This window comes from Longimicrobium sp., assembly GCF_036399255.1.
Classification (GTDB): domain Bacteria; phylum Gemmatimonadota; class Gemmatimonadetes; order Longimicrobiales; family Longimicrobiaceae; genus Longimicrobium.
Genome location: NZ_DASWNM010000020.1, coordinates 1 through 12,100, shown reverse-complemented (window position 1 = coordinate 12,100; position 12,100 = coordinate 1). Strand labels below are relative to the sequence as shown.

General features: G+C 68.8%; 9 protein-coding genes. 6 read left to right on the top strand and 3 right to left on the bottom strand.

What is annotated here, in order from left to right:
- Positions 1 to 721: 721 nt before the first annotated feature.
- The 5 genes from VGC13_RS03020 (at position 722) to VGC13_RS03000 (ending at position 6,154) form a co-directional block, all read left to right on the top strand.
- A complete protein-coding gene (locus VGC13_RS03020) occupies positions 722 to 2,311 on the top strand; it encodes an N-acetylmuramoyl-L-alanine amidase (protein ID WP_331123723.1) in 1,590 nt (529 codons plus the stop codon).
- A gap of 178 nt (positions 2,312 to 2,489) precedes the next feature.
- Positions 2,490 to 3,551, top strand: coding sequence for a hypothetical protein (locus VGC13_RS03015; RefSeq protein WP_331123722.1), 1,062 nt, complete (start codon positions 2,490 to 2,492; stop codon positions 3,549 to 3,551).
- A 205-nt stretch (positions 3,552 to 3,756) separates the two neighbouring features.
- Entirely contained in the window at positions 3,757 to 4,992 is a 1,236-nt protein-coding gene (locus VGC13_RS03010) for an acetyl-CoA C-acetyltransferase (protein ID WP_331123721.1), read from the top strand.
- Between the two features lie 14 nt (positions 4,993 to 5,006).
- Complete coding sequence (locus VGC13_RS03005) at positions 5,007 to 5,528, top strand: PaaI family thioesterase (protein WP_331123720.1); 522 nt, start codon at positions 5,007 to 5,009, stop codon at positions 5,526 to 5,528.
- Positions 5,528 to 6,154, top strand: coding sequence for a TetR/AcrR family transcriptional regulator (locus VGC13_RS03000; protein ID WP_331123719.1), 627 nt, complete (start codon positions 5,528 to 5,530; stop codon positions 6,152 to 6,154). Before VGC13_RS03005 ends, VGC13_RS03000 begins: the two co-directional genes overlap by 1 nt.
- 543 nt (positions 6,155 to 6,697) lie before the next feature.
- Here VGC13_RS03000 and VGC13_RS02995 read toward each other — a convergent pair.
- The 3 genes from VGC13_RS02995 to VGC13_RS02985 all read right to left on the bottom strand — a co-directional run bounded on the left by VGC13_RS02995 (position 6,698) and on the right by VGC13_RS02985 (position 11,253).
- Entirely contained in the window at positions 6,698 to 7,213 is a 516-nt protein-coding gene (locus VGC13_RS02995; RefSeq protein ID WP_331123718.1) for a hypothetical protein, read from the bottom strand.
- 225 nt (positions 7,214 to 7,438) lie between these two features.
- On the bottom strand, positions 7,439 to 8,584 hold the full coding sequence (locus tag VGC13_RS02990; RefSeq protein WP_331123717.1) for a carboxylate-amine ligase: 1,146 nt from the start codon (positions 8,582 to 8,584) through the stop codon (positions 7,439 to 7,441).
- A 989-nt stretch (positions 8,585 to 9,573) separates the two neighbouring features.
- Complete coding sequence (locus VGC13_RS02985; RefSeq protein WP_331123716.1) at positions 9,574 to 11,253, bottom strand: AarF/ABC1/UbiB kinase family protein; 1,680 nt, start codon at positions 11,251 to 11,253, stop codon at positions 9,574 to 9,576.
- Between the two features lie 241 nt (positions 11,254 to 11,494).
- Between VGC13_RS02985 and VGC13_RS02980 the strand changes: the two genes are divergently transcribed.
- A complete protein-coding gene (locus tag VGC13_RS02980) occupies positions 11,495 to 11,719 on the top strand; it encodes an amphi-Trp domain-containing protein (protein ID WP_331123715.1) in 225 nt (74 codons plus the stop codon).
- Positions 11,720 to 12,100 lie beyond the last annotated feature (381 nt).

The following is a 12,100-nucleotide window of genomic DNA, read 5'->3' as shown; positions in this document are numbered from 1 at the left end:
GGCAGATGTCGGGGAGCGTGCCCGTCACGAGGATGCGGTCGAAGCACGAGAGCACGCCGAGGATACGAGCTGCGTAGCGGTCGATGAGCATGGCAGTTTTCGCGAGCAGGTGAACAGGGTAAACACCATGCAACGAAACTCTGCCATGTCAAGCCCAACTCGTGTTTGGTTCCGGCTACGCCGGGTTAGGGGTACAGAGGAACAGAGTCAGACAGAGGGTGAGATTCAGCTCGCTTTCTCTGTCTGACTCTGTTCCTCTGTACGATTATTCTGTTTCAGGATCTGTCTGTGGGGCGCGGCAGAGGGTGGGTGAACAAACATTATTCGCCGCATTTTCATTGGGATTTCATGCTCAACGAGCCTTGACTGGAGGCCGATGGGCGGTGGATTTCGATGAAAGTAGATCCGGAACGTGTCCTGCACCGCAGCGGATCGCGGAAGGCGGAAGAAGTAGGCGTTGTGCTGTAAAACCGTGGATGGATCAGGAGAAAGGGAGCTGCCACCGGCCCGGATCCTGCGATTCCGGCGCAGCTTTTTCCCGAACTCTATTGTTCGAAGTCCTTCCGATATACGGGATTTGCAAGTGATTGCGGCGTAAAACGTTCCCCGCACGTCTTGCGACATCCTGTTCAATAGCGTAGCGTGAGGGTGCTTCCAAACATAGCCCGGGCGCCCGCGACCCCTCGCGGGACGCCACCCTCTCCACCTCTCAGGAGGACGCATGGGCAAGCTACGCCTGTTGGCCACGTCGGTGCTTTGCGTGGCCGCGCTCTCGGCCTGCGCCGACGAGCCCACCACCCCCGGCAACACCCCCGTTCCCGTCACGCCGTCGTCCGCGCAGCTCGACGTCCTCTTCGACGAGGCCGCGCGCGACTACGGCGTGCCGGCGGGGCTCCTCAAGTCCATCGGCTACGTCGAGACGCGGTGGGAGATGGTGCGCGGCGGCGTGGAGTTTCCCGGACAGGAGCCGGCGTTCGGCGTGATGGCGCTGCGCGGCGAGAACCTGCGCAAGGGCGCCGAGCTGGCAAAGCTGGACGAGCGCGCGGTGCAGAACCAGGCGCGCGCCAACATCCGCGCCGCGGCCGCCCTGCTGGCCTCCTGGGCCGACGCGGCGGGCGTGGGCGCCACCGACGTGGCCGCGTGGGGCCCGGTGGTGGCCCGCTACAGCGGCATCGAGGACGCCAACGGGCAGGCGCACTACGTCCACAGCGACGTGTACGCCACGCTCAACCGCGGCGTGGTGGCGCGCACGGGCGCGGGCAACGTGCTGGCGTCGGTGATGCCGGTGCCGGTGACCGCCAAGTTCCCCCTTCCCACGGGCGGCCCGTCGGCGGCGGTGGCGCCCGACTACCCGGTCAGCGGCACCATCTGGCGCCCGTCGCCCAACTACAACGCGCGCCCCACGGGCAGCCTGGGCGGCGTGCAGATGGTCATCATCCACACCTGCGAGGGCAGCTACACCAGCTGCTGGAGCTGGCTCACCAACACGCAGGCGCAGGCCAGCGCGCACTACGTGGTCAACGAGAGCGGCAGCGAGATCAGCCAGCTGGTGCGCGAGGCCAGCCGCGCCTGGCACATCGCCGCCACCTACGACTGCTCGCTCAACAGCGGCGTCAAGTGCGGCCTGAACGGCTACAGCAGCAACAACTTCACGGTGGGCATCGAACACGGCGGCTTTGCGTCGCAGACGTCGTTCCCGGTGGGGCAGATCGACGCGTCGGCCCGGCTGTCGTGCGACATCAGCAAGGCGTATGGCATTCCGCGCGATCGCAACCACTACGTGGCGCACGGCCAGCTGCAGCCGTACAACCGCACCGACCCGGGCCCCAACTGGCCCTGGACCGACTACATGAACCGCATCAACTCGCACTGCGGCTCCACGCCCATCGCGGCGATCGTGGTCGACAACAACAACGCCAACAACAACGGCTCGGTTGCCAGCTTCTCGTCGTCCGCTACGTGGCAGGTTTCGACGGGCACGGCGGGCTACTACGGCAGCAACTACGCGTTCGCGTCCACGCAGCCCATCAGCGACGGCGCCACCTTCTCGTTCTACCTGTCCGCGGCGGGTGCCCGGACGATCGACGTGTGGTATACGTCGGGGACCAACCGCTCGGCGACGGCACCGTTCATCGCCTACAACGCCGCCGGCACCGAAGTGGGCCGCGTCAGCGTGAACCAGCAGACGGGCGGCGGCGCCTGGCGTAGCATCGGCACCTTCAACTTCAGTGCGGGCTGGAACCGCGTGGTACTGTCGCGCTGGACCACCGAAGGGTACGTGGTGATCGCGGACGCCATCCGCGCGCGGTAAGACCAGGTTACAGGTTACAGGGGACAGGTTACAGCCTGCCCTTTCGATGAAGGTCTCCCCCTCTCCCCGCGCGGTTTGCGGGGGGAGGGGGTCGGGGGAGGGGCCGTGGTTCAAGGCGCCTCAGTGGTGAGGCCGCACAGAGTCTCCTCTCCGAATGCACACAGAAAGCGGTTGCCTGATGATCCGAATCTTCCGCATCCCCGTCCTGCTGCTCGCCGTGGCGGCGTGCCAGCGCGCCAATGCCGAGCCGGGCGGCACGGCGTCCCTGCCGCGCGGCGAGCTGCGCGGGCTGGCGGGGCGCATCGTGTTCGTGTCGGAGCGCGACAGCCAGCCGGAGATCTACTCCGTGCGGCCGGACGGGCGCGGGCTGCGGCGGCTGACCGACGCCGCCAGCGCCGACTATCCCGCCGCGCCCGTGCCCGGCGGCAATGCGCTGCTGGCCGTTTCCGTCACGGACGAGGGGGAGCAGCAGATCGAGCGGATGGTGATGCTGGGCTACGACGGCTCGGCGACGTCCATCGGCCCGGTGAGCGCGCGGGTGCGGTCGCCGTCGTGGTCGCCGGACGGGCGGTGGGTGGTGTTCGAGAGCGACACGGCCAGCTTTCGCGACCTGTATCGCATGCGGCGCGACGGCGGGGGCCTGCAGCGCCTGACGCAGAACCCCGAGGGCAACTTCGAGCCGTCCGTCTCGCCCGACGGACAGTCCATCGCGTTCGTCAGCAGCCGCGACGGCGACGCGGAGGTGTACGTGATGCGCGCGGACGGCACCGGGACGCGCCGCATCACCGCCTTTCACCGCGACGACTGGGCACCGAGGTGGTCGCCGGACGGAAAGCGCATCGCCTTTCTGAGCGACCGCGAGGGCGCGGACCGCGTGTTCACCGTGGGCGCGGACGGGCTCGACCTGCAGCGGCTGGACACCACCGCGCCCGATTCCGCGCTGGCCGAGGCGGAGCCGGCCTGGTCGCCGGACGGGACGCGGCTGGCGCTCACCGTCCGCAGGCGCGGCGGCACGGCGCGCGTCGCCGTGCAGGACCTGCGCACCGGCAAGCGCACCATCGTCAGCGGGGCGGACGAGGTGGCCAGCATGCCCGCCTGGTCGCCCGACGGCCGTCACCTGGTGTACGTCGCCGACCGGCAGGGCGATCCGGACCTGCGCATCGTCCGCGCGGACGGCACCGCGGCGTCCACGGTCGTCCGCTCCCCCGGTCCCGACTGGCTGCCGCGCTGGATTCCATGATCGGGTAATCCCGACTCCGGGAAAAACAACACCTGAATGGGTACAGAGGAACAGAGTCAGACAGAGAATGCGAGCTGAAACAGCATCACGCGTCCTCTGTCTGACTCTGTTCCTCTGTACGATCAATCTTTTTCAGGAGCTGGACCTTGCCCGGATGTATGATGGGCATAATATTACAGCCATCATCTAACCGGGAGAGGACTCGATGGCCGACGCATACATCATCGACGCGGTGCGCACGCCGCGCGGACGGGGCAAGAAGGGCAAGGGATCGCTCACCGGGATCCATCCGCAGGAGCTGCTGGCGCAGACGCTCCAGGAGCTGGGGCGCCGCACGCAGATCGACGCAGCGGACGTGGACGACGTGGTGGTGGGCGTGGTGTCGCAGGTGGGTGAGCAGGGCTCCAACATTGCCCGCAACGCCGTGCTGGCCGCCGACTGGCCGCTGCACGTGGGGGGCGTGTCGCTGAACCGCTACTGCGGATCGGGGCTGCAGGCCGTGAACTTTGCGGCGATGGGGGTGATGAGCGGCGCACAGGAGCTGGTGGTGGGCGGCGGCGTGGAAAGCATGTCGCGCGTGCCCATGAACAGCGACGGCGGCGAGGGCGACGGGATGAACCCGCACCTGCGCCGCAAGCACCCGCAGGTGCCGCAGGGCATCAGCGCCGACCTCATCGCCACGATGGAGGGCTTCAGCCGCGAGGAGCTGGACGCGTTCGCCCTGCGCTCGCAGCGGCGCGCCGCCGAGGCGCAGCGCGAGTGCCGCTTCAGCCGCTCGCTGTTCGCCGTCCGCGACCCGGAGACCGGCGCCGTCGCACTGGAAAAGGACGAGTTCCTGCGCCCGGAGACCACGATGGAGGCGCTGGCGGGGCTTCCCGCCGCCTTCGAGGCCGCCGGCGCGCACGCCGCGGGCCCCAACGGCGAGACGCTGGACCAGATCGCCCTCGCCCGCTTTCCGCGCGAGGGCGGCATCCGGCACCTGCACACGGCGGGCAACTCCAGCGGCATCGTGGACGGCGCCGCGGCGGTGCTGCTGGCGTCCGAAGAGTACGTGCGCGCGCACGGCCTGCGTCCGCGCGCCCGCATCCGCTCGATGGCCGTCTTTGCCGAGGACCCGGTCATCATGCTCACCGCGCCCGCCGAGACGGCACGCAAGGCGCTGCGCAAAGCGGGAATGCAGCCGGCGGACGTGGACCTGTGGGAGATCAACGAGGCCTTTGCCGCCGTGCCGCTGCAGACCATCCGCCGGCTGGGGATCGACCCCGAGCGGGTGAACGTGAACGGCGGCGCCATCGCGCTGGGGCACCCGCTGGGCGCCACGGGCGCCATCATCCTGGGCACCGCGCTGGACGAGCTGGAGCGGCGCGGGCTGGCCACGGCGCTCGTCACCCTCTGCATCGCGGGCGGGCAGGGCGTGGCCACCGTCATCGAGCGCATCTAACGGGGAGGATGGAGATGGCGGTGAACGGCGAGGCGGGCGTACGGACGCGGACCATCACCTGGCACGACCCGCTGCCGGGCGCGCGGGCGGGGGCGCGGATGAGCGGCATCGACTACCTGCGCGCCATGGAGCGCGGCGAGCTGCCGCCGCCCCCCATCATGGCCACCCTGGGAATCGGGCTGAGCGAGGTGGAGGAGGGGCGCGTGGTGTTTCACGCGGACCCCGACGAGTACCACTACAACCCCATCGGCGTGGTGCACGCGGGGCTGGCGGCCACCATGGCCGATTCGGCGATGGCGTGCGCCGTCCACAGCACGCTGCCGGCGGGGGCGGGGTACACCACGCTGGAGTTCAAGATCAACCTGGTGCGCCCGCTGACCCGCGACACGGGGCGCGTGTTCTGCGAGGGGCGCACCATCCACGTGGGCGGCCGCAGCGCCACGGCCGAGGCGCGGCTGACGGACGGCGAGGGGCGGCTGTACGCGCACGCGACGACGACGTGCATGGTGTTTCGCCCGGAGAAGGAGAAGGGCTGATGGTGCGGTATCCCGCGGGGCACAAGGAAAAGACGCGCGAGCAGATCGTGAGCGCCGCGGCGCGCGCCTTTCGCGAGGAGGGGGTGGACGCGGTGAGCGTGGGGGAGCTGATGGGGCGCGCCGGGCTCACCCACGGCGGCTTCTACGCGCACTTCCGCAACAAGGACCAGCTGGTGGCCGAGGCGTGCCGGTGCGCGCTGCGTGAGTCGTCCGCCCGGCTGATGGCCGCCGCCCGCCGGGCGCCGCCGGGCGAGCGGCTGGCGGCGTTCATCCGTGCCTACGCCAGCCCCGCGCACCGCGACGACCCCGGCGGCGGCTGCATCATGCCCGCGCTGGCCGCGGAGCTGGGACGCCACGAGGCCCCCGAGGTGCGCGCCGCCTTTACCGAGAGCCTGGCCGAGAGCGTCGCCACCCTGGCCCGCGCCCTTCCGGAGGATGGAGACGTAGACCGCACCGACCGCGCGCTGGCGCTGATGTCGGGCCTGGCCGGCGCGGTGATGCTGGCGCGCGCCGTGGACGATCCCGCGCTCAGCGACCGCATCCTGCGGGCCTCCAGCGACGTCTTCGCCGCCGCCTTCGCGGGCGAGAAAGGGAATTCTCACGCTGACTCCGCTTCCTCTGCGTGAGACCGGAATCCGGAAAAGAGGTACGGATGCGAAGTCCGCGGACGGTGTCACTCTGAGAGGGTGTTGCCAAACCTCACCTGCTCCCAACGGCGGCGCGCTGTCATCCTGAGGGAGCGCACGTCCGTAACTTTCATACCCACATAAACTTGCGCGCGACCGAAGGATCTTTGTCGGGTTGCGCGAGGCCCAGCCACCGGGAGCCGTTCAAGTCCCTCGGTCAGGCAGACGAGGTCCTTCGGCCGGCGCCAACCCTTTGCGTGAAAGCAGTCTGCGGAGCGGCGCCTCCCTCAGGAAGTCAACGCTTGTGGGCGGTTTGGCAACACCCTCTGAGGGAGGCGCGCACCCGGTCCTTTCCAGTTGCGCCACGGCCTTGGAGCGTGACGACGGTCATACGCGGCGCCTCCCTCAGAAGGACAGTGATCATCCGGACGGAGTCCTTTTGCGGATTCGGTAGTGGCCCATCTTTTTGCGTATCTCCGGGATGCAAGAGCGCCCGCGGGGCCTCAGTGGCGCCGCGGGCGTTCTTCGATCACTCGCCGATCGTCAGTCGGAGGTCCCGGTGGTGTCGCGGGGCTCGTAGACGTACTCCACGCGGCGCACCGGCGCGCAGGTGTCGCAGGTCACGCCGTGCGGGCCCTGCTTGACCAGGTTGCCCCGGGTGATGGTAAAGGTGTCGGGGCTGGTGGGGCGGTTGGTGCGGTACGCCATGATCACCCGGTTGCGCCGGCGCGTGACCCGGGCCGTGTGCGCGAACCCCGCCAGCACCGGCGGCGTGAGGGGCCGGCCGTCCGCCCCCAGCGTCTCCACGACCGCCAGGAAGCTGCGGCGCCCCTCGACCTCGGAGATAAAGCTGAGGCTGTCGTACACCATGGTGTAGATCTGGTGGGTGCCGCTGGGGTAGGTGACCTCGGCGATCACCCGGTCCGGCGAGCCCTCCACCAGCGTAAGCTCGTACACCGGGCTCAGCGGCTCCAGGGGCTCGGTGCTCCCCTGGCACGCGGCCAGCGTCAGCACCGCCCATATCGCGGAGCCCAGGCGGAGGAGGGGCATGGAACGCATGGCGAACTCCTTCTTCAGGATCGTACGGCGTGGCCGATCCGGTGCAGGCCGCGGAGCGCGGCGCCGGCGGGCCCGGTGGGGCGGTTCCGCGGCGCGGGTCGAAGCATAACGCACGGGCGCCCGCAAAGCTGACGCAGCGCGTCCGCCCCGCAAGCTAACCCCTTTTGCCGACCCGTAGAAGCCTTTCCGCCACCCGGCCGCCGCCGGGCTCCGCGGCGGTCCGCGTCAGCCCCCGCCGTGGGCTCCCGCGCCGGCCGCCGCGGGCTGCAGCACCCCTTCTTCGCTCTCGGCGATCAGGTGGTCCACCACCGCCTTGAAGTCGCCGGTGCGCTCGTAGACGGCGATCTGCCGGTCGGCGCTGCTTCCCTCGTCCATCACGCGAAAGGCGTACTCCACCTCCCTGCGCGTGCCCAGGTCGTCCAGCACGTCGTCCACGAACCACTCCAGCATCTCGCGGATCAGGCTCTTGGCCGGGCACTCCTCCTGCTTGCCGAAGTCGATCAGGTTGCCGTCGAAACCGTAGCGCACCGCGCGCCACTTGTTTTCTTCGATGAGGTCGGCGCCGTACACGCGGAACGTCATGTTGTCGCGGCGCAGCTTCCACAGCTTCTTGATGATGGCCTGCAGGATGGCCGCCACGCACACCGCCTCGTCCACGCGCGTGCAGACGTCCAGGAAGCGGTACTCCAGCGTGGGAAACGCGTGGTGCGGGCGCAGGTCCCAGTAGATCTTGCTGCCGTTGGGAATGCAGCGCGTGTTCACCAGCGTTTCCTGCAGCTCCTGGAAGTCGCCCCAGCCGCGCATGATGCGGGGCACCCCCGTGCGCGGGAAGTTGCGGAAGATGACGCTGCGGTAGCTCTTGAGCCCCGTGTTGCGCCCCATCCAGAACGGCGAGCTGCTGGACAGGCACAGCAGGTGGGGGATGAAGTAGCGCGACACGTTCATCGCGTCGATCAGGAACTCGGGGTCCTCGATCCCCACGTGCACGTGCGTGCCGAAGATCAGCAGCTGCTGCGCCAGGTCTTGCATGTCCTGCCGCACGCCGATGTAGCGCTCCAGCGGCGTGATCTCCTGCGTCATCCAGCTGCTGAACGGGTGCGTGCCGGCGGCGACCACCTTGAGGTCCTTGCGCGCGGCCAGCCCCATCACCATTCCCCGCAGGCGCACCAGCTCGGCGCGCACCTCCTGGGGCGTGTGGCACACGGTGGTGCCCACCTCCACGATGCTCTGGTGCAGCTCGGGCTTGATCTCGCCCAGGAGCATGTGGTCGTCTTCCAGCAGCTCCGTGATGTACGATCGCAGCTCCCGGGTTTCCGGGTCGATGATCTGGTACTCTTCTTCGATGCCGAGGGTGAGCGACGGCTCCTTCATGCGGGCGTTCCCGGGTTGGGCCGGTGGGCTGCGGAAGACGAGTTGAACTGCCGGATTTCCAGCCGTGGTTTGCTGCACGGATCAGGCCGCGGGAACCGGGATTCCGCGCGGCGCGACAGGCTCTGTACAACCCCATCGGTGCGGCGCTGAGAACCTGCTCCGCTTCGGATGCTTCGAGGCGAGAGGCGGGCGCCCCCTCCGGGCTCGCACCACTCGCCCACCTCCCCCAAAACTGCTGGGGGAGGTGGGGGTGGGGCAAGGATCCGGCGGTACGAAGGGTCCCGAGCTGCGTCGGACGGTGGCCCCCTCTCCCGGCCTCTCCCCCGCAAACTACGCGGGAGAGAGGTGACGCGCACCGATCCTCCAGTGCGCGGGGACGCCAAGGCGCGAATAGAAGTATAGAGAGCCCGTCGAAGCGGGAGCGAATTCTCCCCTCTCCGTGAGGAACGAGCGGGGAGGGGCCGGGGGAGGGGCCCCCTGTCGGGCGCCAGCGCGATGCAATTCGCCGAGCCTCGTACCGGGCTCACTCCGAGGGCCGGCAAGGGCGAATGAATTCGCTGCAACAACCACACGAAGGCCGCCTTCGCGGACTGGCGGCCGTGGGGCAGGTGCAAGTACCTGCCACGTTGGGGGCAGGTGTCGACAACACTGTGGCTGTCCGAAGCGGATCGAATTCTCCCCTTCTCCCGCGCAGCGGGGGAGAGGAGGCTCCGTCAGGCGCCAGCGCGATGCAGTTCGCCGAGCCCCGATCCCTCGGCATCCCAACCTCCCCCAGCAGTTTTGGGGGAGGTGGGCGAGTAATGCGAGCCCGGAGGGGGCGCTCCTTCAGGCGCCAGCGCGATGCAGTTCGCCGAGCCCCGATCCCTCCGCATCCCCAACCTCCCCCAGCAGTTTTGGGGGAGGTGGGCGAGTAATGCGAGCCCGGAGGGGGCGCCTCGCGGACGCAGACCGAACCCGTTCGAAGCGCCCCGATCCGCCCTCCCCACCCCCTACCGGTGCACGTCGTCGCGGTGGCGGATGTCGTGAAGCAGGATGTCGAACACCAGCAGCAGCCCCAGCGCCGCCGCGGCAAGAAAGAAGAGCATCGCCACGCCGGGATAGCCGAACAGGGTGAACCGCGTGGGAATGCGCATCATCATCGACGCGCCCAGGATGAGCGCGGCCAGGATGATGCCCATGGAGATGCGGTTGGACATCTTCTGCATCCCCTCCAGCAGCCACGCGTCCTCCACCACCCGCACCTTCACCTCGACCCCCTCTTCCGTCACCGCGTCCAGCGCGCGGTTGATGCGGCCGGGAAGCTTCTGCACCAGCTCGTTCATCTCGAGCAGGTTGGTGAACATGCGGCTGGGGGAGGCGTTCTTCATCATCCGCCGCCGCATGAGGTCCGACGCGTTGCGGCGGATGGCGGCGTTGGGGTCGAACTGCGGGTCCAGCGTGCGGCCCACCTGGTCCAGCGCCAGCAGCGCGCGCCCCAGCATGGTCATCTCCACCGGCAGGCGAATGCCGTTCTCGGCGGCGCTGCGGGTCACCTCCAGCATCACCCGCCCCACCTGGATGTCCTGGGCGCTGGTGGCGCTGGTAAAGTCGCCCACCAGCGTCTTTACGTCGCCCGTGAACCGCCCCTCGTCGAAGTGGCCGCGCACCTCGCCGATCTCGATGGTGACCTGCGCCGCCTCGTCGCCGCGGCCGTCGCTGATGGCCAGCACCATCCGCAGCAGGTTCTGCTGCAGGTCGGGGCTCAGCGTGCCCACCATTCCCATGTCCAGCAGGGCGATGCGGCCGTCGTCGGTCAGAAACACGTTGCCGGGGTGCGGGTCCGCGTGAAAGAACCCATCCACCAAGATCTGCTTGAGGTAGGCGCGGAACAATTCCTCGGCCAGCGCGGCGCCGTCCACCTCCATGCGCGCCAGCGGGCTGAGCTTCGTGATCTTTCGCCCGCGCACGTACTCCATGGTCAGCACCCGGCCGGTGCTGTAGTCCTCCACGGGGCGGGGGATGATGATGCGCTCGAACTCGGCCAGGTTGGCGTCGAGCGTGGCCATGTTGCGCGCCTCGCGCCCGTAGTCAAGCTCGCTGAGCAGGGTGCGGCGGAACTCCTCCAGCACGCGGGCGGGCTCGTACTTTCGCCCTTGCTTCGTGTGCTGGTCCATGAACTCCACCACGTCCGTCAGCGCGTCCAGGTCCTTTACGATCTGCTCGCGGATGCCGGGGCGCTGCACCTTGACGGCCACGGTGCGCCCGCCGCGCAGCACCGCCCGGTGCACCTGCCCCAGCGACGCCGCGGCGATGGGGGTGCGGTCGAACTCGTCGAACGCCTTGCTGACGCGCACGCCCAATTCTTCGCTCACGATGCGCTCCGCCTCCTCCCCGTCGAACGGCTCCACCTTGTCCTGCAGGCGGGCCAGCGCGTCGGCGTAGGCGCGGGGGATGAGGTCGGGGCGGGTGGAAAGGAGCTGGCCCAGCTTTACGAAGGTGGGCCCCATCTGCTCCAGGTCGGTGGTCAGCCGCTCGGCCTCGGCGGGCTGGCCCTCCGAGGGCTCGGCGCCCTCTTCCAGCGCGCCCTCCAGCCCCGCGGAGCGCACCAGGTCGCTGCGCCCGTACCGCATCAGCAGGCGGGCCAGGTCGCGGTAGCGCTTCAGGTGCTCGGGGCGCAGCGAAATTCCCATCGGCGGGCCGTCCCGGTTCCGGGTCAGGTGGATGCTCGGCGTTTTCCCCCGCCACAAGCGCAGAAAGCGTGCGCAGGCAAGGTGTTGCGAACCTTGTACATCATCCGTCGAGCCTCGTTTCCGCGCCCCGAATCACATCCACGGGCGCACGCGCGCGGCATCGTCTTGCATGGGGAGATGCGCGGCGATTATCCTGCGCCGTCCGCACGCGGTATGGCAACGACCTCGCATCCAGACGACCATGGCAGAAGATCGCGACCTCGAGAAGGTGTACTCGCGCAAGCAGTTCGCGGCCAAGCTGCGCCGCCTGGCCGACTCCATCGAGACGGAGAAGGCGTTCACCATCCAGGTGGCCGGCGAGCGCCTGAAGATCCCCGCCGAAGCCGAGTTCAACGTGGAGCACGAGCGCAGCGGCGACACCGAAGAGCTGGAGTTCCAGCTGCGCTGGAAACGCGCGGCGGAGTAGCACCACCTGGGTCGGTAGATCCGGGTCCGGCACTTCGATCGAACACCCGCCGGACCAGGATCCTGCCGTCCGCCCGCTTGAGCGAATGAATTCGCCGCTGGAAAACCGCAAAGTCCGCCTTCGCGGACTCGGCGGCCCAGCGGTGTGCGGCGTTCAACGCATCTGCGCGTCCGCAACCAGAGAGCACCCAGGCAAGAGCCCCGCTCCGCGAATTTCCGGAACGGGGCTCTTGCTGGCTATTCCCTAACCCGGCGTAGCCGGAACCAAACACGAGTTGGGCTTGACATGGCAGAGTTTCGTTGCATGGTGTTTACCCTGTTCACCTGCTCGCGAAAACTGCCATGCTCATCGACCGCTACGCAGCTCGTATCCTCGGCGTGC

What these genes read in the sequence shown, in the direction of transcription:
- VGC13_RS03020 (WP_331123723.1), top strand. Translation starts at nt 722, where the DNA reads ATGGGCAAGCTACGCCTGTTGGCCACGTCGGTGCTTTGCGTGGCCGCG.
- VGC13_RS03015 (WP_331123722.1), top strand. Translation starts at nt 2,490, where the DNA reads ATGATCCGAATCTTCCGCATCCCCGTCCTGCTGCTCGCCGTGGCGGCG.
- VGC13_RS03010 (WP_331123721.1), top strand. Translation starts at nt 3,757, where the DNA reads ATGGCCGACGCATACATCATCGACGCGGTGCGCACGCCGCGCGGACGG.
- VGC13_RS03005 (WP_331123720.1), top strand. Translation starts at nt 5,007, where the DNA reads ATGGCGGTGAACGGCGAGGCGGGCGTACGGACGCGGACCATCACCTGG.
- VGC13_RS03000 (WP_331123719.1), top strand. Translation starts at nt 5,528, where the DNA reads ATGGTGCGGTATCCCGCGGGGCACAAGGAAAAGACGCGCGAGCAGATC.
- VGC13_RS02995 (WP_331123718.1), bottom strand. Translation starts at nt 7,213, where the DNA reads ATGCGTTCCATGCCCCTCCTCCGCCTGGGCTCCGCGATATGGGCGGTG.
- VGC13_RS02990 (WP_331123717.1), bottom strand. Translation starts at nt 8,584, where the DNA reads ATGAAGGAGCCGTCGCTCACCCTCGGCATCGAAGAAGAGTACCAGATC.
- VGC13_RS02985 (WP_331123716.1), bottom strand. Translation starts at nt 11,253, where the DNA reads ATGGGAATTTCGCTGCGCCCCGAGCACCTGAAGCGCTACCGCGACCTG.
- VGC13_RS02980 (WP_331123715.1), top strand. Translation starts at nt 11,495, where the DNA reads ATGGCAGAAGATCGCGACCTCGAGAAGGTGTACTCGCGCAAGCAGTTC.